The 20701-nt window shown below is 30.3% G+C and carries 21 protein-coding genes; 16 read left to right on the top strand and 5 right to left on the bottom strand.

Annotation, left to right across the window (positions count from 1 at the left end; translation table 11 throughout):
* The first annotated feature begins 62 nt into the window (after window positions 1–62).
* Genes dapA through DZ65_RS0100080 form a run of 6 tightly spaced genes read left to right on the top strand, consistent with a single transcriptional unit; the run spans window position 63 to window position 5341 of the window.
* Window positions 63–926, top strand: coding sequence for a 4-hydroxy-tetrahydrodipicolinate synthase (gene dapA, locus DZ65_RS0100105; RefSeq protein ID WP_024786685.1), 864 nt, complete (start codon window positions 63–65; stop codon window positions 924–926).
* A gap of 26 nt (window positions 927–952) precedes the next feature.
* Window positions 953–1729 carry an enoyl-ACP reductase gene (locus tag DZ65_RS0100100; protein ID WP_024786684.1) on the top strand — a complete coding sequence of 259 codons (777 nt, stop codon included), beginning with the start codon at window positions 953–955 and terminating at the stop codon, window positions 1727–1729.
* Window positions 1726–2316, top strand: coding sequence for a CDP-diacylglycerol--glycerol-3-phosphate 3-phosphatidyltransferase (gene pgsA, locus DZ65_RS0100095; protein ID WP_024786683.1), 591 nt, complete (start codon window positions 1726–1728; stop codon window positions 2314–2316). The genes DZ65_RS0100100 and pgsA overlap by 4 nt, the downstream gene beginning before the upstream one ends.
* Complete coding sequence (gene rseP / locus DZ65_RS0100090) at window positions 2309–3349, top strand: RIP metalloprotease RseP (protein WP_035907972.1); 1041 nt, start codon at window positions 2309–2311, stop codon at window positions 3347–3349. The genes pgsA and rseP overlap by 8 nt, the downstream gene beginning before the upstream one ends.
* A gap of 10 nt (window positions 3350–3359) precedes the next feature.
* On the top strand, window positions 3360–4019 hold the full coding sequence (locus tag DZ65_RS0100085; protein ID WP_035907970.1) for a YggS family pyridoxal phosphate-dependent enzyme: 660 nt from the start codon (window positions 3360–3362) through the stop codon (window positions 4017–4019).
* An 8-nt stretch (window positions 4020–4027) separates the two neighbouring features.
* The gene (locus DZ65_RS0100080) at window positions 4028–5341 is read left to right on the top strand and encodes a GGDEF domain-containing protein (RefSeq protein ID WP_024786680.1); all 1314 of its coding nucleotides are present in this window, start codon (window positions 4028–4030) and stop codon (window positions 5339–5341) included.
* On the opposite strand, the gene DZ65_RS0100075 is transcribed toward DZ65_RS0100080, so the two are convergent.
* The 4 genes from DZ65_RS0100075 to murJ all read right to left on the bottom strand — a co-directional run bounded on the left by DZ65_RS0100075 (window position 5338) and on the right by murJ (window position 10458).
* Window positions 5338–6561, bottom strand: coding sequence for a pitrilysin family protein (locus DZ65_RS0100075; protein WP_024790457.1), 1224 nt, complete (start codon window positions 6559–6561; stop codon window positions 5338–5340). The two genes, DZ65_RS0100080 and DZ65_RS0100075, sit on opposite strands and share 4 nt — an antisense overlap.
* A gap of 2 nt (window positions 6562–6563) precedes the next feature.
* On the bottom strand, window positions 6564–7646 hold the full coding sequence (locus DZ65_RS0100070; RefSeq protein ID WP_024791092.1) for a quinone-dependent dihydroorotate dehydrogenase: 1083 nt from the start codon (window positions 7644–7646) through the stop codon (window positions 6564–6566).
* A 16-nt stretch (window positions 7647–7662) separates the two neighbouring features.
* Window positions 7663–9063 (bottom strand): cysteine--tRNA ligase, encoded by a 1401-nt coding sequence (gene cysS, locus DZ65_RS0100065; protein ID WP_024791091.1) that lies wholly within the window; start codon window positions 9061–9063, stop codon window positions 7663–7665.
* Between the two features lie 195 nt (window positions 9064–9258).
* The gene (gene murJ, locus DZ65_RS09610; RefSeq protein ID WP_236617323.1) at window positions 9259–10458 is read right to left on the bottom strand and encodes a murein biosynthesis integral membrane protein MurJ; all 1200 of its coding nucleotides are present in this window, start codon (window positions 10456–10458) and stop codon (window positions 9259–9261) included.
* 29 nt (window positions 10459–10487) lie between these two features.
* On the opposite strand from murJ, the gene DZ65_RS0100055 reads away from it, so the two are divergent.
* The 10 genes from DZ65_RS0100055 to DZ65_RS0100010 all read left to right on the top strand — a co-directional run bounded on the left by DZ65_RS0100055 (window position 10488) and on the right by DZ65_RS0100010 (window position 20271).
* The gene (locus tag DZ65_RS0100055) at window positions 10488–12374 is read left to right on the top strand and encodes a flagellar assembly protein A (RefSeq protein WP_024791090.1); all 1887 of its coding nucleotides are present in this window, start codon (window positions 10488–10490) and stop codon (window positions 12372–12374) included.
* Entirely contained in the window at window positions 12358–12903 is a 546-nt protein-coding gene (ruvA, locus tag DZ65_RS0100050) for a Holliday junction branch migration protein RuvA (protein ID WP_024786674.1), read from the top strand. Before DZ65_RS0100055 ends, ruvA begins: the two co-directional genes overlap by 17 nt.
* Window positions 12904–13938 (top strand): D-alanine--D-alanine ligase, encoded by a 1035-nt coding sequence (locus DZ65_RS0100045; protein WP_024790454.1) that lies wholly within the window; start codon window positions 12904–12906, stop codon window positions 13936–13938.
* Window positions 13939–14208, top strand: a complete 270-nt coding sequence (locus DZ65_RS0100040) for an acylphosphatase (protein ID WP_024786672.1) — start codon at window positions 13939–13941, stop codon at window positions 14206–14208.
* Window positions 14209–14216: 8 nt separating this feature from the next.
* On the top strand, window positions 14217–15626 hold the full coding sequence (locus tag DZ65_RS0100035) for a UDP-N-acetylmuramoyl-tripeptide--D-alanyl-D-alanine ligase (RefSeq protein ID WP_024790453.1): 1410 nt from the start codon (window positions 14217–14219) through the stop codon (window positions 15624–15626).
* 44 nt (window positions 15627–15670) lie between these two features.
* Window positions 15671–16252 (top strand): TRAP transporter small permease subunit, encoded by a 582-nt coding sequence (locus tag DZ65_RS0100030; RefSeq protein ID WP_024786671.1) that lies wholly within the window; start codon window positions 15671–15673, stop codon window positions 16250–16252.
* Window positions 16249–17541: a TRAP transporter large permease subunit gene (locus tag DZ65_RS0100025; protein ID WP_024786670.1), complete on the top strand. Its 1293-nt coding sequence runs from the start codon at window positions 16249–16251 to the stop codon at window positions 17539–17541. The genes DZ65_RS0100030 and DZ65_RS0100025 overlap by 4 nt, the downstream gene beginning before the upstream one ends.
* Window positions 17541–18227 (top strand): DUF72 domain-containing protein, encoded by a 687-nt coding sequence (locus tag DZ65_RS09605; protein ID WP_035906968.1) that lies wholly within the window; start codon window positions 17541–17543, stop codon window positions 18225–18227. Before DZ65_RS0100025 ends, DZ65_RS09605 begins: the two co-directional genes overlap by 1 nt.
* A 191-nt stretch (window positions 18228–18418) precedes the next feature.
* The gene (locus DZ65_RS0100015) at window positions 18419–19669 is read left to right on the top strand and encodes an Nramp family divalent metal transporter (protein ID WP_024791089.1); all 1251 of its coding nucleotides are present in this window, start codon (window positions 18419–18421) and stop codon (window positions 19667–19669) included.
* Window positions 19670–19707: 38 nt separating this feature from the next.
* Complete coding sequence (locus DZ65_RS0100010) at window positions 19708–20271, top strand: alkylphosphonate utilization protein (protein WP_024791088.1); 564 nt, start codon at window positions 19708–19710, stop codon at window positions 20269–20271.
* Between the two features lie 31 nt (window positions 20272–20302).
* Here the strand turns inward: DZ65_RS0100010 and DZ65_RS0100005 are convergent.
* A partial coding sequence (locus tag DZ65_RS0100005; protein ID WP_024791087.1) for an IS256 family transposase occupies window positions 20303–20701 on the bottom strand: 399 nt, incomplete at its 5' end.

Here is a 20701-nt window from a genome sequence, read left to right as displayed (position 1 = left end):
TTATATATTTTACCATTTAGTCATTGATAAAGTTTGATATAATTGCAAAAAAAAGGAATAAAATGCAAGGCGCAATGACTGCTTTAATCACTCCGTTAAAAAACGGAAAAGTTGATGAAGAAACTTATGCAAAACTGATTGAAAGGCAGATAGTTAACGGAATAGACTGTGTTGTACCTGTGGGTACCACAGGGGAGAGTGCCACTTTAACACATGATGAACACAAAAGATGTATTGAAATAGCGGTTGAAGTGTGTAAAGGTAGGGCAAAAGTAATAGCAGGGGCGGGAAGCAATTCCACTCATGAAGCGATAGATTTAGCTAAATTTGCTGAAAGTAAAGGAGCTGATGCAATTTTGAGTGTAGCCCCTTATTATAACAAGCCTACCCAAAAAGGTCTTTATGAGCATTATAAAGAACTGGCAAACAGTATTTCTATTCCTGTGATTTTATATAATGTTCCGGGCAGAACCTGCTCTAATATCGAAGTTGACACGGCTGTAAAACTGTTTAATGATGTTGAAAACATTGTGGCAATTAAAGAGGCAACTGGAAAAATTGAAAATGTAGTGGCCTTGAAAACGAAATCAGGTATAAGCGTAATAAGCGGGGAAGATGCAATAAATTATCCCATTATGGCAACAGGGGGAAGCGGATGCATATCTGTAACATCAAATTTGCTTCCTGATAAAATTTCAAAACTTATCCATCTTGCCTTAAAAGATGAATATGAAAAATCCAGAGAAATAAATGAGGAACTTTACGAACTTAACAAGGTTTTATTTATTGAAAGTAATCCAATTCCTATAAAATTTGCAATGTATGAAGCAGGGCTTATTCCATCTCTTGAATACAGACTGCCTTTAACATCACCTTCTAAAGAATCACAGGCAAAAATTAAAGAAGTAATTAAAAAGTATTTATAGTAAAAATATTATGTTAAGGAGATGATTTGAATAAAAAAACTTTAGTAATTAGTGGAGGAACAAGGGGTATAGGAAAAGCTATTGCCGAAAGGTTTGCTAAAGAAAATATAAATATAGCTTTTACATACAATTCAAATAAAGAAATTGCAGAGAATTTAGCGAATGAGTGGAGTGAAAAATATAAAATTAAAGCTAAAGCATATAAATTAAATATACTTGAACCTGAGACATATAAGGATTTATTTAAAGAAATTGATGAAGATTTTGATAGAGTGGATTTCTTTGTATCAAATGCGATTATCAGCGGAAGGGCGGTTGTCGGAGGTTTCGGACCTTTTATGAGATTAAAGCCAAAAGGAATTTGTAATATTTTTACTGCAACTGTTAACGCTTTTGTGGTCGGTGCCCAGGAAGCGGCAAAAAGAATGAAAGAAAGAGGGGGGAGTATAATAACTCTCAGTTCAACCGGAAATTTGGTTTATACCCCCAATTATGCAGGACACGGTTCGAGCAAAGCGGCGGTTGAAACCATGGTAAAATACGCTGCCGCAGAGCTTGGAGAATGGGGCATAAGAGTAAATGCCGTTAGCGGCGGACCGATTGATACAGATGCTCTTAGGGCATTTCCGAATTATGAAGAGGTAAAAAAAGCGGTAGAAATAAGAAGTCCTCTTAACAGAATGGGAACACCCGAAGATTTGGCCGGAATTGTCTATTTCTTATGCAGTGATGAGGCAAGCTGGATAACAGGAGAAACCGTTATTGTTGACGGAGGCACAACGTTTGGAGGGAAAATAGGTTGATTACGGAAGATAATATAAATTTTCAAAAAAATCTGAGATGGGAAAAAAAATTTAAACATATCCCGAATTTACTGGCTTTTTCAAGAGTTTTTTTAGCTCTTTTAATGTATTTCTTTTTAGTAAACAGAAATTTATTCAGTGAAATTGATTCAAGCTGGTTTGATTATTTTGCAGCTCTTTTGTTTGTTGTCGCTTCCATAACCGATTTTTTTGACGGTTTTATTGCAAGAAATTTTAATGCGGTCAGCAAACTTGGTGAAATATTAGACCCTCTTGCCGATAAAATGCTTGTTTTGGGTGCTTTTTTAGGCTTGTTGTTTTTACACAGGGCAAATTCCTGGGCAATATATTTAATACTTCTTAGAGAATTTTTTATTACAGGTCTTAGAATTGCTATGGTTGAAGAAGGGATGAGTGTAAAAGCAAGTTTTGCTGGAAAAATAAAAACAGTTTTTCAAATGATTGCAATAGGCTTTTTAATTATGAACTGGCCTTTTGCGAATTTATTGCTTTGGATTGCCGTCATATTAACATTATACAGCGGAATGGATTATGTTTTAGCATATATAAAGAATCAAAATGATTAGTGCTTTACTTATATTATCTTTTTTAATATTTTTTCATGAATTTGGTCATTTTTTAATGGCAAAATTAGTAGGTGTAAAAGTTGAAGTTTTTTCCATAGGATTTGGGAAAAAACTGATTTGTAAAAAAATAGGGGAAACCAACTGGTGTTTAAGTGCTGTTCCTTTGGGCGGTTATGTTCAGATGAAAGGTCAGGATGATTCAAATCCGGCTTTGAAATCAAATGATCCGGATTCATACACTTCTAAAAATCCATGGCAGAGAATTTTAATTCTTTTGGGCGGGCCTGGGTTTAATTTTCTGCTTGCTTATTTGATTTATTTGTCTGTTGCAGTTGCAGGATGGCCAAAACTTGCACCTGTGGTTGGAAATGTAATGAAAGACACACCGGCTTTTTATGTATTGAAAAAAGGTGATAAAATTATTGAAGTAAACGGGGTAAAAATAAAATCGTGGGATGAAATTCCGGTGTTGATACAAAACAGTGATAAAGTTAATTTGGAAGTAAAAAGAAATAGTAAAATTATTATGTTAACTATTCAGCCCAAAATAATTTTTACTAAAAATATTTTTAACGAACCTGTAAAAAGAAAAATTATAGGAATCTCCCCCAGCGGGAAAATTATAAAAATTCATTATTCTATAATAAAAGCCCCTGTTGTTGCATGGCAAAAATTTTTAAATGATGCAGGGCTTATTTTCAAAAGTATTGAAAAACTGATAACCGGTGCGATAGGGTTAAATACAATAAGCGGACCGATAGGAATAGTGGATGTGACGGCTAAAGTTGCAAATATGGGAATAATTCCCCTTCTGTTTTTAACGGCGCTTTTGAGTGTGAATCTGGGAGTTTTAAATTTGCTGCCTATTCCGGCACTTGACGGTGGTCATATTATGTTCAATTTATATGAGGCCTTGTTTAAAAAAGAAATAAGCGAAGAAATTATGATAAAACTCACAATAGGAGGCTGGGCTGTTTTAGGCGCTCTTATGATAATTGGAATATTTAATGATATAATGAGAATAATTCATTAAGGAGAAAAAAATGACATTGGATGAATTGATACAAAAAGTTGAAGCCGCGAGACTTAAAAGAAGCGAGCATTTAATCGTTCAGATTGTTGCCGTTACAAAATATACCGATAATTTAGAACCTCTTCTCAAACTTTATAACGAAGGTCAGAGGGCGTTTGGCGAAAACAGGGTTCAGGATATGGAAAAAAAAGTAAAAGCCCTTGAGAATTATCCGATTGAATGGCATTTTATAGGTAATTTGCAGAAAAACAAAATAAACAAACTACTCTCACTTGACCCTTTTATGATTCAATCAGTTAATTCTTATGACCTGGCAGAGGCTATTGATAAAAGGACTAAAAAACCTGTTAAGTGTCTGCTTGAAATTAATTCATCGGGTGAACCCACAAAACACGGATTAGAACCTGAAAAAGCAATTGAAACATATTTAAAAATAAAAGAAAATTTAAAAAATATTGACCTTAAAGGTGTTATGACAATAGGTGCACACAGTGATGATAAAAAAGAGATTAGAAAAAGTTTTAAACTGACTTATAATATATTTGAACAGTTAAAACCATACGGAGCAAAAATATGCTCAATGGGAATGAGTAGTGATTTTGAAATAGCAATAGAAGAGGGCAGTAATATGATAAGAGTTGGAAGTGCTTTGTTAAACAGCTATTTATAAGTACTGATATGGATAAGAACAATCTAAAAATTTATTTTAATCAATTATTAGAAAAAGCTTATGATAATTTAATTGAAAAATTAAAAAGTGACTATTACACTAAAAGATTTTTTAATAATAAAGATTTTTTGCTTTTGATAGAGGAATATAAAAATAATTTAGAAATAAATTTTGAGTTTTTTTTAAATGAAAAAAATGAAGAAATAAAAGATAGAATAAAAACATTCGTAAAAAAACTGGACCGTTTTGGAATAGATTATTATACATATTTAGAAAATGTAAATTTTTTGGAGCTTTCTTTTTTAAAAAATATTTTTAAAAATAGAGATAAATTTGATTTTTGTGATATTGAAAAACTTTTTATACAAACAAACAATTTTTTTAATTTACTTAGGAATTATTCGGCACTTAGTTATTTGCAAGATTATATTGACAGAGAAAAAATTTTGTTTAGTGATTATATTTTAAATACATTAAAAAACAGTGATAGGGAACTTTTTAAATATGTAAATTATTTTTTAAATTTGACTGAAAACTTTTTAAACTATTTAACTGACAGTGATAATAAATTCCAGGAAAAAGTTTTTTTGGCAAATATTGAAAACAGAATAGAAACAATTGATAAAAAATATAAAAAAGAAAAAATTTTAAAACTTTTAAATGATTTAAATGAAATAATTGAACAAATAGTTGTTTTAAAAGAGGAAGAAAATTATTTGTTATTAATTGAAAAATATAACGAATTTATAAAAAATTCTTTAATGTTTTTATCTTTTTTGATAACAAATATAACTGCAATGGAAATTAAAAAATTAAAATTAGACCCTCTTACAAAAACGTTAACAAGAGCAAGTTTGGAAAATTTAATTTTAGGTATCGAAGATGTCTCTATTGTATCACAAAAACCCTTTGCAATAGCTTTTATTGATATTGATAATTTTAAAAAAGTAAATGATACTTATGGCCATTTAGCTGGTGATGAAGTATTAAAAAATGTTGCAAATACTGTTAAAAACAAAATAAGACTTTCAGATTATTTATTCAGATATGGAGGAGAAGAATTTGTTATTGTTTTTTCCGCAATAAAAGATATCAATACTTTAAAAAATAAATTGGAAGAAATTAGAGAAGCTGTAGCTTCTAAAGAAATTAATTTTGAAAATTTTACAATAAACGTAACAATTAGCATTGGAGGCCTTTTTGTAAAATTAAAAAATAGAGTGCCTGTAAAAAATTTAATAGAAAAAGCAGATAAATTAATGTATATGGCAAAAAAGAGTGGGAAAAATAGAGTTATAGTTGATAAATATATTGATAATTAAGAATGTAAAATAACACTAACCCCTTTTTCAAAATATTTTTTTATTTCTTCGAAATCTTTAATATTTAATTTGGATATATTTTCTTCATAATTAAGAAGAGGATTGATGTCCCCTTTTGCAAAATAATCTCCAAATATATTACTAATTCCGCCGCTGCTTTCCATAGATGTTATAAAATCGAGTTTTGTGGCGTTTTTTATTTTGTTTAAGAGTTTTTTAGTCGGTTTTGTATTTAATAAAATTTTTTTAATTTCTTTAACGACCTTTTGAGGATTAACCCCAGGGTTACAGACAGCCAGGGTTAAAAATATGCCTTTATCAATCAGCTCCATATTATATGCATATATTTCACTGACCAATTCTTTTTTATATTGAAGTTTTTCTTTTAAAACAGCACTTTTCCCCCCGCTTAATATTTCTGAATATGCACTTAAAATTATCTGGTCTTTATGATTAAATTCAGGTATATGAAAAGCAAGGGCTACGATATTTACTTCGGTTTGTCTTTTTATTTCAATAAATTTGTCTCCGTCAAGTTCCGGTTCTTTATAATGAAAACTTGGAATTTCTTTTGTATTTTCTATTTTTGAAAAATATTTTTGCGCTTCTTTAAATACGCTTTTTGGTGTAATGTCTCCCGCAACAAGTAAAACAGCGTTTTTAGGCTGGTAATATGTTGAATGAAAATCTCTTATATCGTCTATTGTCCAGCTTAATATATCTTCTTTAAAACCGATAGGTGTCCAGTGATACGGATGATAAACAAATGCATTGTTAAAAAGTCTGAAATAAAGATATCCCACCGGATTATTATCGACCCTCCAGAGTCTTTCTTCATAAACAACTTTTCTTTCTCTTTGAAATTCATCATCATTTAAATTCAAATTTTGCATGACTTCACTGAAAAGGAAAAATGTTTTGTCAAGATAATTTGAAGACGTTTTAATATAATAATGTGTATAATCAAAACCTGTCGAAGCGTTATCTACACCTCCTATGGATTTTACAATTTTATCAAATTCGCCTTCTTTTAAATTTTTGCTTGATTTAAAATTCATATGTTCCAACATATGGGCTATTCCCGTTTTTCCCAAAACTTCGTTTCTGCTTCCGACTTTATAAAATATATTGCTTGTAATTACATTACTTCCTTTGTTGCAAGGTATTGCTATAATTTCCAAATCGTTTTTTAATTTATGAGAATAAAATTTTGGAAGCATTTTTATCCTTTAATTTTTTTTGGAATATCTATACCTGTTGCTTCAGAAATATGATTGAACCCGTCTTTTTTCAAAAGTTCAATCAATCCTTTATTTATTTCCCTTACAATTCCGGGGCCTTTGTAAATTATTGCCGTATAAATCTGAAGAAGACTTGCCCCCATTCTTATTCTTTTATATGCCTCCTCGGCGCTGTCTATGCCTCCCACACTGATAATAGGTACTTTTCCAAAAACTTCGTTTGCAATAATTCTTAAAACCTCAAAACTTCTTTTTGCCAGCGGTTTTCCAGAAATTCCACCTCTTTTTATAGGGGAATTTATAATATCGTAATTTATTGTGGTGTTTGTGGCAATTATACCATCAGCCCCGGCTTCTACACTTGTGTTTGCCAGATTTACAATATCAGCATCTTCCATATCCGGAGAAAATTTAATAAGAATCGGTTTTTTAGTAAGCGGTTTTAATTCATTAAAAATATTATTTATAAATTCTTCGTTTAATAAGTTTCTTAAATTTGGTGTGTTTGGAGATGAAATATTGATTACAAAAAAATCGACTACATCTTTAAGTTCTTTTACCAAAATTTTATAATCCTCTATCGCCTTATCTTCAGGTGTGGTTTTATTTTTGCCTATATTTGCCGCTATCGGTAAAATAAAAGGATATATCTTTGAGAGTCTTTTTTTTATAACTTCAACTCCTTCGTTGTTAAATCCGAAAGCGTTTTGAACCGCCTCATGTTCGACATGCCTCCATGAACGGGGTTTTTCATTGCCAGGCTGCGACAGAGGTGTTACGGCTCCGATTTCTCCCCATCCGAAACCAAGTGCGGGCCAGGCTGAAACCATAGTTGCATTTTTGTCAAATCCCGCCGCAACACCTACGGGGTTTTTAAATTCCAAATCCCATATTTTTTGATTTAATACAGGGTTATCAATAAAATTTCTTTTTGTTAAAGGATTAAAAAAAAGAGGGCAGCGTCTTGCAGTTTTGAAAATTGCCTCAACTGCATCATGTGCAAATTCCGGGTCGGTTCTATAAATTAAAGGCTTTATCATATCAAATAATTTTCCATTTTCCATTATCCATTCTCCATTGTTAATTTTTTTCCCAGACAGTTCCGTTTGGAGTATCCTGGATTTGAATATCCAATTTATTTAGTTGATCTCTTATTTTATCGGCAAGGGTAAAATCTCTGTTTTTTCTGGCAGATTCCCTTTTTTGAATTAATTCTTCAATTTTTGTTTTTAAATTTTCATCTATGCCACTTTGAAAATATTTATAAGCATCGCTTCCGCCGACACCGAGGAGTTTATCAATAAAATCAATATTGCTTATAATTTTTTGTTTTAATGTTTTATCTTTTGGATTTTTATCCAGTTTTTCATTTGAGAGCTTAACAAATTCGTCTATAGCAGCCAGGGCTTTTGAAATATTTAAATCGTCCTCCATTGCAAGAAGCAGATTTTTTTCAAACTCTTCATCTTTTTGTTTTTTAACTATTGCGTAAACCCTTTTTTTAAGTCTGTATAATTTATCCAGTCTTTTTTTGCTGGCAATTAAATCCTCTTCAGAGAAATTAAGAGGTGCCCTGTAGTGAGTACTCATCAAATAAAATCTTAAAACTTCCCCGGGATAATGCTTTAGGGCGTCTTTTACAAAGAAACTGTTTCCAAGAGATTTGCTCATTTTTTCACCGTTAATTGTTACAAAACCGTTGTGCATCCAGTATTTTGCCAAATGCTGATTGTATGCGCACCAGCTCTGCGCTTCTTCGTTTTCATGATGGGGAAAAAACAGATCCGCTCCCCCTCCGTGTAAATCAATCTGATATTCACCCTCAGGATAAGCAATATGTTTTTTAATCATAGCGGAGCATTCCAAATGCCATCCGGGTCTTCCTTTACCGAAAGGAGAATCAAAACAGACATCATCTTCTCCTTTGCATGCTTTCCACAGGGCAAAATCTCTTGGGTTTTTTTTGCCTTCGGTTTTTATTCTTTGAATATTTTCTTCACTGTCCTGGCATTTGTTCGAAAGAGAACAGTATTGGGGGTCTTTGGATGTATCAAAATATATATCCCCGTTAGGAAGTGTATAGGTACATCCGTTTTTTACAAGCTTTTCAATCAAATCAAACATTTCTTCAAGTGTTTCGGTCGCTTTTGGCTCTATATCCGCTCTTAGTATATTAAGCTCATCCATGTCTCTCAAATAAGAATTTATGTAATATTCGGTTAATTCTTTTAAACTCTTAGAAGTGGCTTTCATTTTATTTATGATTTTATCGTCAATATCAGTAAAATTTTTTACAAAAGTTACTTTGTATCCAAGTGCTAAAAGAGTCCTTCTTAGTAAGTCAAAACTGATGGAACTTCTTGCATGTCCAAGGTGAGCGTCATCATATACGGTAGGACCGCACACATAAATTCTGACTTCATTATCTTTAATCGGTTTAAATTCTATTTTATCTTTTATATGCGAATCAAATATTTTCATTTTACTCCTTAAATTAACAAAAGAGTTTATTTAAAAATTATAGCAGTAATTATACTTGCAATTATGCATAATATCAAATAAAGCAAATACTTTTTTTCAAAAAACTTAAAAAAAAGTTTAAATGAAAACTCTTTTATGTATAAATAAAGCATAATAAACCCGGATAATGAACTTGCAAGAGCTAAGCCGTAAACTTTAAGTGGAAAATATTGAAATAATTGAAAAAATTATATTTCCCCCTAAAGCAACTGCTGATATTTTGGCTGCTTTTAAATGTTTATGTATTGCATACATGTAGCTTGAAAACAGTTTGCCAATACCATAAGGAATAAGCCCAATTAAATACATAATTAAAACATTTGCCGTCATTATAGTGTCAGTATGGGTAAATGCACCTCTTTCAAACAAGACTTTTATTATTTCTTTTGAATCCATTATCCCCACAACAGTTGCCAATACCAACAAATAAAGTAAAATCCAAAAAATTTTTTTCATCATCGCAATTGCTTTATCCTCTTTTTTACTATGTAAAAGTTTAGTGATTTTTGGGAAAAACACAGTTGAAGTTGCAATAACAAACAGAGCAAAAGGAAGCTGAAAAAGTCTGTTTGCATAATATAAATAACTTATACTTCCGGATACTAAAAAAGTGGCAAGCCATGTATCCAAAAATGCTGAAATATGTGCGGTGGAATTTCCAAATACAGAAGGTAAAAAATGTCTTTTGAATTCACTTATGTCAATTTTTTCCTCTCTTTTACATCCGATAAGAAGCAGTCTTAAAATTTTTTTCTTTTTGGCCATTATCAAATGAGCTATTAACTGGGCAAATCCTCCTATTAAAACTCCGAAACTTAAATACCAGATAATCTCTTTTTTAGGCAGATTTTTTGAAATGATTAAAGCCGCTATCAACGAAATATTAAGAAGAGCGGTTGAAAAAGCACTAACCGCAAAATGATTTTTATATTGAAGTAAACTCGCAAGAAAAGTTACTACAAATATAAAATCCAAATACCAAAAATTAACGGCAATAAGAGGGGAAGCTATTTTTTTTGCCTCATTGCTAAAACCGTATGCTAAAATATCGGTGACAAAATCTCTGAAAATAGTTACAAACAGGCTTAAAATAAGTATAATTATAAAAAACTTGATAAAAATTACATATGCAAACCGTGCTTTGTTTTTAGTTTTTGCAAATGTCGGCAGAAAACTTTGGCTGAAGGCTCCTTCGGCAAAAATTCTTCTAAAAAGGTTGGGAAATTTGAAAGCGACAAAAAAGATATCGGAATACATATTTGCCCCGAGTATAGAGGCACTCAGCAAATCCCTGATAAATCCGAGAATTCTCGAATTGAAAATACCTAAAAAATTTATAATTATTGCTTTAATCATAAGCGGTATTATATCAAAAAAGGTTTAATGTGGGTCTGTTTGATTTTTTTAAAAAAGAAAACGTGGAAAAAAAAGAGATACAAGCCCTGCCTCTGGTTGTAAGAACTGAAAATGTTAATGACACTCTTGCCAAAATTTCCTCCAAATACAATATTCCTCTTTCAAATCTTGATTTTGAAGTAATGGAAGTTAAAACTTTTATAAAAACAGAAAACGACCATGAGTTTATAGAAATTGATGAAAATTCAAAAATGTTACTTAAAAACGAAAACTTTTTGAGAAATGAAAAAAACGAGATAAAGCAGGTGTATGAGATAAAAATAATAAAATATGAAGTAAGTGACTTTGAATTAACAGGGAAAATGGAAATAAATGAAAAATTTACCGAAGCAAAATTTATTCTTTCGCCAAAATCACTTATTGTATACAGTGACATTCTGTTTGAAAAATTTAGAGAAGAACTTAACAAGAAAAAAATAAAAAACTCTTTATTAATAGATTTGTTTGATGAAAAAATGGATGAATCGGTTGAAAAAATAGTTGCAAAATTAAGGATAATAGGTTCTTTGGAAAGTGAAGAAGAAATATTGTTATGTAAAGGGATAGATGAAATTCCCACTGTTCAGGGAGAAGTGGTTTATCATTATAAAAAGAATGAAACTGCTGTAAAAAAAGAGCTTATTTATCCAGTAAAAGAAGGAGAGGTTTTAATAGAGATAAAAAAACCCAAACCTGGTAAAAACGGCAGAAACTGCAGGGGAAAAATAATTTTGGCCGAAAAAGTTAAAGATTTTGAAATTCCGAGTATTGGATATGATCAAAAAACAATAAAAAAAGAGGAAGATAATGAAAAAATAGTTTTTATAGCATTAAAAAACGGATATTTGTATAATGATTCCGGAGTGTTCATAATAAAAGATGAAATGGAGATAAAACAGATTAATATAAAAACAGGTGATGTTACAGGTGCCAAAGAAAGTGATATTAAAATTGACGTAAAAGAATCTGATGCGCTCAAAGAGGCCATAGGGGACAACACCACGGTTGAAACAACAACATTAATTGTAAGGGGAAACGTCGGAAATTCCGCATTGATTAAATGTAAAGATTTAAAAATAATGGGGCAGACTCATCAAAAGAGTAAAATTTATACCCAAAAAGGTGAAATAAATATTCATAAAGGATATGTTGAAGCAGATGAAATAAAAATAACAAGGCTTGAAAACGGAATAGTAAGAGCCAATAAGGCGGTAATTTCCCAGGTGGTGGGAGGGGAAATTTTTGCTAAAAAAGTAGAAATAGAAATTTTGGGTTCCCATTTAAAATGTTATGCATTGGAAGAGATTAAAATACATACTTTAAAAGGAAGTGAAAATAAATTAATTATTTCTCCTGCCGAGGTATTGGGTGAAAACATTGATACAGACAAATTACAAAAAAAACTGGAAGAAATAAAAAGGGATTTAAGAATAAATATAGAAGTATATAATAAAAGATTAAGGGTTTTGAAAGAAAATAAAAGTTCTGTTGATGAACTGAAAAAATTATACTTACAAAATAAAACAAAAGGTATAAAAACTTCACCCGCTATAATAAAAAAATTAAAAGAATTTAATTCTTTTAAACAAAAAACGGTTGAATTAAAAGAAAAAATCGAGGGATTAAAACAGGAAATAAAAGAGATGGAAGAAACAATCGATAAATTACAAAATGCCATAATATATGCAAAAATTATTTCTTTAAGCCCGTGGACACCTTATAACAGAATAGAATTTGATTTTGTAGAACCCCCGATAAAACTGACATATGACACTAAAGGCAACGAAGGAGTTTGCGGATTTAAACTTAAAGATTTTGGAAATATAAAAAAAATAGTAAAAATAAAAATAAAGGAAAATAATGATAGCGGCTCTTAAGGGCAGGATTTTTGAAAAAGAGGGCGGTAAAATTTTTTTGGAAGTAAACGGGGTAATTTATGAACTGAATGTCAGTATGCTGACTTTTTCAAATGCATCAGACGGAATATATTATATTACTGAAATTATCAAAGAAAACGAATACAGCTTATATGGGTTTTCAGATAAAAATGAAAAAAAACTTTTTGAGCGGCTTATAAAATTAAACGGAGTCGGCCCAAAAGTAGCTCTTGCAATCTGCTCAACCTACACTCCCGAAACTTTTATGGATATAATTTCAACCAAAAATATCGAAGCACTTAAAAAAGTCCCTGGAATAGGCCCTAAGAGTGCTAAAAGAATATTAATGGAAATGAGCGAATTTGAAATAGAAAATGTAAATCCCGTTTTTAATCAGGCTTTAACAGCCCTTGAAAATTTGGGCTTTAATAAAAAAGATATTTTAAAAGCACTTAACGGGATAGAAGGCGGCAGCGTGGAAGAAATGATTAAAGAAGGACTTAAAAGACTTAGCAAAGGAGTAAAATAAATGACTTTTCTTATTATATTCGGAGGGCAGAGTTTTGAACATGAAATTTCAATTGTAAGTGCAATAACACTGAAAGAGAAAATAAAAAACAATAATCTAAAATTCGTTTTTATAGATCAGACAAGAGATTTTTACTTAATAGAAAAAGAAAATATGAAAAGTAAGTTTTTTGCAAGCGGTGAATATAAAAAATCACAAAAATTGGAAATAAAAAAGGGCGGATTTTTTTACAAAAAAGGATTTTTGAAAAAAGAAGAAAAATTGAGTTTTGATATTGTGATTAATCTTGTACACGGGCGAGACGGTGAAGACGGGAAAATACCGGCAATGCTTGAATTCTTTGGTATAAAAGCCATATCTCCGAATATTGAGGCAAGTGCAATAAGTTATAACAAAGTTTTAACTAAAGCTTATGCTAAAGAAATAGGTGTCGAAGTAATTGAATATGAAATAATAAATTCGCCAAAGACAAAGTTTAATTTTCCTGTAATTGTAAAACCGGCAAGACTTGGCAGCAGCATAGGGGTCGGCGTTGCAAAAAATCAGAATGAACTTGATTATGCGTTCGATGTTGCAAGGGAATTTGATGATTTAATTATAGCAGAGCCGTTTATAGAAGGGATTAATGAATATAATCTTGCCGGTTTTTTGTCAGATGAAGAATTTATATTCTCAAAAATAGAAAAAGTTGAAAAAAAAGAATATCTTGATTTTGAAAAAAAATATTTAGATTTCAGTAGAAAAAATATTATGTTAAGTAATATTGAACAAAACTTTGAAATAAAAATAAAAGAAAAATTTACAAAAATTTACAACAGCACCTTTAAAAACGCACTGATTAGATGTGACTTTTTTGAGAAAGACGGAATTATATATTTAAATGAAATAAATCCAATTCCCGGAAGTATGGCTAATTATCTGTTTGACAATTTTGAAAACAAATTGGAAATGCTTGCAAAAAGTGTAACTTTGGAAGAAAAAATAATAATTGATTATCAGTATATTAACAAAATACAAATGGCAAAAGGAAAATAAATGACTTATAAATTTTTAATTTCAGGCAGGGTTCAGGGTGTCTGGTATAGAAAATTTGTAAGTGAGAGGGCAAGAAAGAGAGGATTTAAAGGATATGTGAAAAATCTTCCTGACGGAATGGTTGAAGCAGTTGCAAATATTGAAAATGAGAAAAGTTTAAAAGAATTTTTAGAAATATTAAAGGAAGGCTCTCCTTATTCTATTGTAGAGAATATCGAATATCAGGAAATACCTGAAATTAAATTTAGTGATTTTGAAATCAGATATTAAGGAAATCTATGTTTGAATTGATTGTTAATTTTATAACTGCTTATGTTTTGGGATTTTATTTAATTACCACGCTTCAATGGTATAACTATAAAGTTAAAAGAATTATATTTCATTTTCATAAACCTCTTTGGCATTTGATATATTTTATTGTTCCTGTTGTTACTTATATTGCAGCTTATAAATTTTTTTGGATATATCTTTTTTTCGGTTTAATTCCCGCAGTATTTTTATGGACCAGAAGAACCAAAGGTTTAAATGTTACAAAAAGGGCAAAAAGATTTTTTTTAATTTTAGGGCTGCTTGAAACAATAAATCTGCTTTTTATATATAAACTTAAAATAAATCCGGGTATCGGTGTTTTGTGTGTTTTAATATTAAGTGTAATGTTTTCTGAATTGATTGAATATATTCTTTTTTTAGCATACAAAAGAAAGGCAAAAGAAAAATTAAATAAAATAAATCCGGCAATTATTACAATAACTGCGAGTTACGGAAAAACTTCAATAAAAAATTTTTTATATCAGTTATTAAAAAATGATTATAAAACTTATAAAACTCCGAGAAGTGTAAATACAATAAAAGGTATTGTTTTAGATATAAACAGAGATCTGCCTGAAAATACGGGAATTTATATAGCTGAAGCCGGGGCAAGGGAAAAAGGAGATATTAAAGAGATAGTGACATTTTTGGAAAATGAATATTCGATTCTTGGAAAAATAGGGCCTCAGCATATAGAATATTTTAAAACAATGGAAAATATTAAAAAAACAAAACTTGAAATATTTGAATCCCCAAAATTAAAAAAAGGTTTTTCGTACGAAGAAGTAAACAATAAAAAAGTAATCGTAATAAAAAATAAAATTAAAAATGTGAAATCCTCTCTAAATGGAATAGAATGGGATATTGAAATAAACGGAGAACTTCATCATTTTAAATCACAAATTTTAGGTGAATTCAATGCCGTAAATGTAACACTTGCTGTTTTTTGTGCATTGGATTTTATAAAAAATATTGAAAAAATAAAAAACAAAGTGCTAAAATTAGAAAGCGTACCCCACAGACTTCAAAAAATAGAAGTAAGTGGAAAAATTATTATTGATGACAGTTTTAACGGTAATATCGAAGGAATGTTGAGCTCATATGATTTGGTAAAAGAATTTAAAGGCAGAAAAATTATTGTGACCCCCGGAATTATAGAGGGCACAAAAGAGATGAATGAAAAAATTGCAAAAAAAATTAATCAGGTTTTTGATATTGCAATTATTACGGGAGAAGCTAACAGAAAAACGCTTTGTGAAAATTTAACAATAAAAAAAATAATTCTTAAAGATAAAAATAATCTTGAAAAAATATTGGCTGATGTTACAAAAACGGGGGATTTAATTCTTTTTAGCAATGATTTGCCCGAATACCTATAAAAGTTAAAAGTTAAAAATGAAAAGTTAAAAGTTAAAGGAAAAAAATGGATTTTTTATTAAATTTAAGTAATCACATCGATTTAAGTATTATCGGTGTAGCAACAGCTGTAATTATTCTTTCTTTTGTTCCCAAAATTGATTTAATGGCTGAAAATTTAAGCAAATTTTTTATGATTATTTCTATAATTGCTCTTATAGCGATGGCTCTAATCGTAAGTTATGATGTAATTGCAAGGAAATTGTGGCATGGCGGAAGCATTGCTATGCAGGAGCTTGAATGGCATCTGTTTGATATAACATTTCTTTTTTCCATAGCTTATACTTTAGCTAGAGATAAGCACGTAAGGGTAGATATATTTTATGACAAGTTTCCGATAAAAATTAAGGCGGTAATTCAAATAATTACAATTATTTTTTTTGTAATCCCCCTATCTACTTTAATAGTGATTGAAGCTATTCCTTTTGTTCAAATGAGTTATTCTATGCATGAACAATCAGGTGACCCGGGCGGGCTTTGCTGCAGATGGATTATTAAATCGGCGATAATATGGGCTTTTTTAGTGGTAATAATACAATGTGTAGCCGAACTTAGAAAAGCATATTATAAATTAAAAGGTGTAAAATGACAGGTATAATTCTTTTTGCAGCGGCATTTGTTTTATTAATGCTCGGTATTCCAGTTGCTTTTGCTTTTGGCGCAAGTGCGATTTTTGTTGCATTTATCGATCCAAACATAGGACTTGACGTTTTTGGACTTTTGCCTTATAGAATATACGGTGTTATGCAGAATTTTACACTTATGGCCGTTCCTTTGTTTATTTTTATGGGATTTATTTTGGAAAAAAGCAAAATTGCCGAAAATATGCTTGAATCAATTGGAAAATTATTTGGACCCGTAAGGGGAGGGCTTGCAATAGCAATTGTCGTGGTCGGTGCAATTTTAGCCGCATCTACGGGAATTGTAGGTGCAAGCGTCGTGATGATGACGGTTATATCACTTCCTTTAATGATTAGACACGGATATTCTCCACGTCTTGCAAGCGGTGTAATTGCGGCAAGCGGTACTCTTGGTCAGATTATTCCTCCAAGCATTGTTTTAATTATTTTAGGGGCGGTTATGCAGATAAGTGTGGGTGATTTATTTAAAGCGGCCGTAATTCCGGGATTAATTATAGTCGGACTTTATATTATATATGTTTTAATTCTGGCTTTTATAAAACCTGAAATTGCTCCGGCCATTGAGACAGACGAAAAATATTCAAAAGTAATAATTAATGCTCTAAAATCATTAATCGCCCCTTCTATTTTGATTATTTTAGTATTGGGAAGCATATTTGCAGGTTTTGCAACACCTACGGAATCAGCGGCAATAGGTGCTCTTGGTTCAATTATTTTGGCAATTGTATATAAAACATTTAATTGGCAACTTTTGAGATATTCAAGCGTTGAAACAGTAAAAACCACCGCTATGGTATTTATGATATTAATCGGCGCAAGGGCATTTTCATTGGTATTTAACGAAAGCGGGGCAGGGGATTTAATTACACAGTTTTTTACCCAGGACATTTCAAATCCGGATATATTTGTCGCAATTACAATGCTGGTTATTTTTATTTTAGGATTTTTTGTAGATTTTGTTGAAATTACATTTATTGTTATTCCTATCTTAATTCCTATTGTTCAACAGTTTGGAATAGACCCTCTTTGGTTTGCACTGCTTATAGCTGTCAACTTACAGACATCCTTTTTAACACCGCCTTTCGGATTCAGCCTGTTTTATTTGAAAGGGGCAGCCGGGGATAAAATTCAGACAAAGGATTTATATATAGGTGTAATTCCTTTTATTATTTTTCAGGTTATTGCCCTTTTGATACTGATTTTTTATCCGCATTTGGTACATATAATGGTTAAGTAATGGTATATACAGGAACAAGCGGTTATTTTTACCGTAACTGGCAGGGGGATTTTTATCCCCCTGAGCTTCCAACTTCTAAATGGTTTGATTATTATAAACAGTTTTTTAATTCACTTGAACTTAATTCAACTTTTTACAGGTTTCCTAAAACTACAACAATAAAAAACTGGAAATATAAAATAAAAAATGATTTTAAAATTTCGATTAAAGCAAATAAAACAATAACCCATACATCAAGATTAAAAAATACGGATAAATTAAAAGGGTTTTTAGATGTTGTTTCTGTTTTGGAAAATAAATTAGGGGTGATTCTCTTTCAGCTTCCTCCGAGCTTAAAATATAAAAAAGAACTTTTGTTAAATTTTGTAAATGCTTTGGATAAAAATTTAAAATATGCAATAGAATGCAGAAATAAAACCTGGTATAACGATGAAGTATATGAAATTATGAAGAACGCTAATATTTGTTTGGTTTGGCACGATTTTAATCAGGATTTTATTTTTGAGTATACTGCTGATTTTAATTATGTAAGATTTCACGGATTTAGCGGAAAATATGTAGGCTCTTATCCTGATGATATTTTAAAAAGTATTAAATTAAAACTTTTAGATGAATCTTTTGTTTATTTTAATAACACTGATGATAACAGTGCATTTAAAGATGCACAGAGGTTTATTAAGCTGTAAAATAATTTTTAAGAGAATATACATTATGTTAACTAAATAATAAATTAAATTTTTATTTCTATAAAAGCACATAAAAACTACAAATATTTAATTATTCTAAATTTTTTATTATTATAATTTAAAATATACAAAACAAATATACAAAACTATGTTAATATTCTTATAAAAATTAAAATTTAGGAAATACATATATGTCTAAATTTGAAAATTTTAAAGAAAAAATTAAATCAGATATAACAAAAAATCGTGAAAAAATAAAAGAATTAGGCCCTGGTATTATTACAGGAGGCGCAGGTGATGATCCTGCGGGAATTGTAACTTATACGATGGTAGGAGCTACTACCGGATTTTCTCAGCTATGGCTACTTTTATTATCAACTCCTATGATGATTGGTGTTCAAAATACAATTGTAAGAATTGCTCTTGTAACGGGTAAAAGTTTACCTGAACTTACAAATGCGTTTTATAATAAAAAAGTTACAATATTTATGATTTCGATATTAGCTGTTGCTAATATTTTAACAATAGGAGCAGATTTAGAAGCATTAGCTGCTATTTTGAGTATTATCACGGGTAAAAATCAACTTTATTTTCTTATTCCAATAACAGCATTTATTGGATATCTTGTAATCTATCATTCATATAAAACTATTAAAAAAGTTCTTATTGGTTTTACTTTAATATTATCGGTTTATATTATAAATGCTATTATTGCCCATCCAAACATTAAAGAAGTTCTTTTAAATACTTTTATTCCTCATATTGAAATGAAAACAGCTTGGATTATAGCAGCACTTGGGCTTTTAGGAACTACAATTTCCCCTTATTTATTATTTTGGCAAGCTGCAGAAGAAAAAGAAGAACATAAAACAGTCGTTCAAGCAAAAAGTGCTACAATAGATACAATTATTGGAATGATATATTCTAATCTTTTATCGTATGCAATGATAATTAGCGGAGTAGTAATGCTTTTTGGCCATAACAATATAGATACAATTCAAAGTATAGCTGAAGCTTTAAAACCGGTAGCCGGGAAATATGCTTTTGCCCTATTTTCTATTGGTATAATTGTCTCAGGACTTCTTGCCATTCCGGTTTTAGCAGGTTCTACTGCTTATGCCGTGGCAGATGCTTTCAGATGGCGTGAAGGAATGGATTACAAAGTAAGTGACGCAAAAGGATTTTATATTGTATTTTTAGGTGCTATGCTTTTTGGAGATATTATTGTTATTTCACCTTTATCAGTAGTTGATGCCCTTTATTATTCACAGGTTTTAGACGGTGTTTTATTGCCAATTTTACTTATAATAATTTTAATGCTTTCTAATAATAAAAAAATAATGGGAGAATATAAAAATACGCTTTTTAATAATGTTTTTACTCTATTTACTTTAGTAGTAACAATAATTTTAAATTTAATTATGTTTAATAATTTAATTTAGTTCTAATTTGCTATACTTTCATTTAAAAAAGGAAATAAATGAACGAAAAAGAAATCTTTAATAGAGCTAACAATAAATGCGAATTATGTGAAAGTGATAATAATTTATCAATATACGAAGTCTTTAAAAGTGATAATAATGACGGATATGCCCTACTTTGCGAAACATGTAAAAATCAAATTGAATCAGGTAAGTTTAATGAAAGCCACTGGAACTGTTTAAATACAGCCATGTGGAGTGAAGTTCCTGCAGTAAAAATACTAAGCTACAAAATTTTAAGTGCACTTGGCAGAAGCGATTTAACTGATATGATTTATTTAACAGATGAAGAAATGGCAATTGCAAACAAAAAAGAAGAAAAAATATTAGATGCAAACGGAAATGAATTAAAAGCCGGTGACAATGTAACGGTTATAAAAGATTTGGATGTTAAAGGTGCTGGAAAAACTATAAAAAGAGGAACTGTTGTAAAAAACATAAGAATGTGTGATGTGCCGGGCCATGTGTCATGCAGGGTTGATGGAATTGGGCAGGTATATTTAAAAGCGGAGTTTTTAAGCCAAATTAACTGTGTAAATAAAAACCAAAGACTAAAACTTTGAAGGTATTTTACTAAAATATCTTGGAAATATATCACAAGTTGAGGATAAATTTCCGACCAGTTTCTAATCCTACTGTTTTTCCATTTTCCTCCTGTGTTGAAGTAAAAAGGACTTTAAAAGCTGCTTCTTTTGAAGGGAATGAGCCTTTAAATTCTGTTTTGATTTTTATGATAGAATTTAAAGATTCAATTGGATTTGTTGTATAAATAAGCTTTCTAAGTTCTTTTGGATACTTAAAAAAAGTAGCAAGCTCATCCCAGTTTCTTTTCCATAAATCATAAATATGAGGGTATCTTTTGCCCCATTTTTCATTGAAATATTCAAGATTTTGAATGGCTAAATCCTCAGTATCAGCTTGATATACTGATTTTAAATCCTTTGCAATTTCTTTTCTGTCTTTGTAAGAGACAAATTTTAAAGAGTTTCTTAT

Origin of the sequence: Lebetimonas sp. JS032 (genome assembly GCF_000523315.1) — a bacterium.
Taxonomy (GTDB): domain Bacteria; phylum Campylobacterota; class Campylobacteria; order Campylobacterales; family Nautiliaceae; genus Lebetimonas.
Note: the sequence above shows the minus strand (reverse complement) of the source record. Positions and strands in the feature narration are given on the sequence as shown.

What these genes read in the sequence shown, in the direction of transcription:
- DZ65_RS0100075 (WP_024790457.1), bottom strand. Translation starts at nt 6,561, where the DNA reads ATGCTTCCAAAATTTTATTCTCATAAATTAAAAAACGATTTGGAAATT.
- ruvA (WP_024786674.1), top strand. Translation starts at nt 12,358, where the DNA reads ATGATAGCGGCTCTTAAGGGCAGGATTTTTGAAAAAGAGGGCGGTAAA.
- dapA (WP_024786685.1), top strand. Translation starts at nt 63, where the DNA reads ATGCAAGGCGCAATGACTGCTTTAATCACTCCGTTAAAAAACGGAAAA.
- murJ (WP_236617323.1), bottom strand. Translation starts at nt 10,458, where the DNA reads ATGATTAAAGCAATAATTATAAATTTTTTAGGTATTTTCAATTCGAGA.
- DZ65_RS0100015 (WP_024791089.1), top strand. Translation starts at nt 18,419, where the DNA reads ATGTCTAAATTTGAAAATTTTAAAGAAAAAATTAAATCAGATATAACA.
- DZ65_RS09605 (WP_035906968.1), top strand. Translation starts at nt 17,541, where the DNA reads ATGGTATATACAGGAACAAGCGGTTATTTTTACCGTAACTGGCAGGGG.
- DZ65_RS0100080 (WP_024786680.1), top strand. Translation starts at nt 4,028, where the DNA reads ATGGATAAGAACAATCTAAAAATTTATTTTAATCAATTATTAGAAAAA.
- DZ65_RS0100025 (WP_024786670.1), top strand. Translation starts at nt 16,249, where the DNA reads ATGACAGGTATAATTCTTTTTGCAGCGGCATTTGTTTTATTAATGCTC.
- DZ65_RS0100040 (WP_024786672.1), top strand. Translation starts at nt 13,939, where the DNA reads ATGACTTATAAATTTTTAATTTCAGGCAGGGTTCAGGGTGTCTGGTAT.
- cysS (WP_024791091.1), bottom strand. Translation starts at nt 9,063, where the DNA reads ATGAAAATATTTGATTCGCATATAAAAGATAAAATAGAATTTAAACCG.
- rseP (WP_035907972.1), top strand. Translation starts at nt 2,309, where the DNA reads ATGATTAGTGCTTTACTTATATTATCTTTTTTAATATTTTTTCATGAA.
- DZ65_RS0100070 (WP_024791092.1), bottom strand. Translation starts at nt 7,646, where the DNA reads ATGGAAAATGGAAAATTATTTGATATGATAAAGCCTTTAATTTATAGA.
- DZ65_RS0100045 (WP_024790454.1), top strand. Translation starts at nt 12,904, where the DNA reads ATGACTTTTCTTATTATATTCGGAGGGCAGAGTTTTGAACATGAAATT.
- DZ65_RS0100035 (WP_024790453.1), top strand. Translation starts at nt 14,217, where the DNA reads ATGTTTGAATTGATTGTTAATTTTATAACTGCTTATGTTTTGGGATTT.
- DZ65_RS0100010 (WP_024791088.1), top strand. Translation starts at nt 19,708, where the DNA reads ATGAACGAAAAAGAAATCTTTAATAGAGCTAACAATAAATGCGAATTA.
- DZ65_RS0100085 (WP_035907970.1), top strand. Translation starts at nt 3,360, where the DNA reads ATGACATTGGATGAATTGATACAAAAAGTTGAAGCCGCGAGACTTAAA.
- DZ65_RS0100030 (WP_024786671.1), top strand. Translation starts at nt 15,671, where the DNA reads ATGGATTTTTTATTAAATTTAAGTAATCACATCGATTTAAGTATTATC.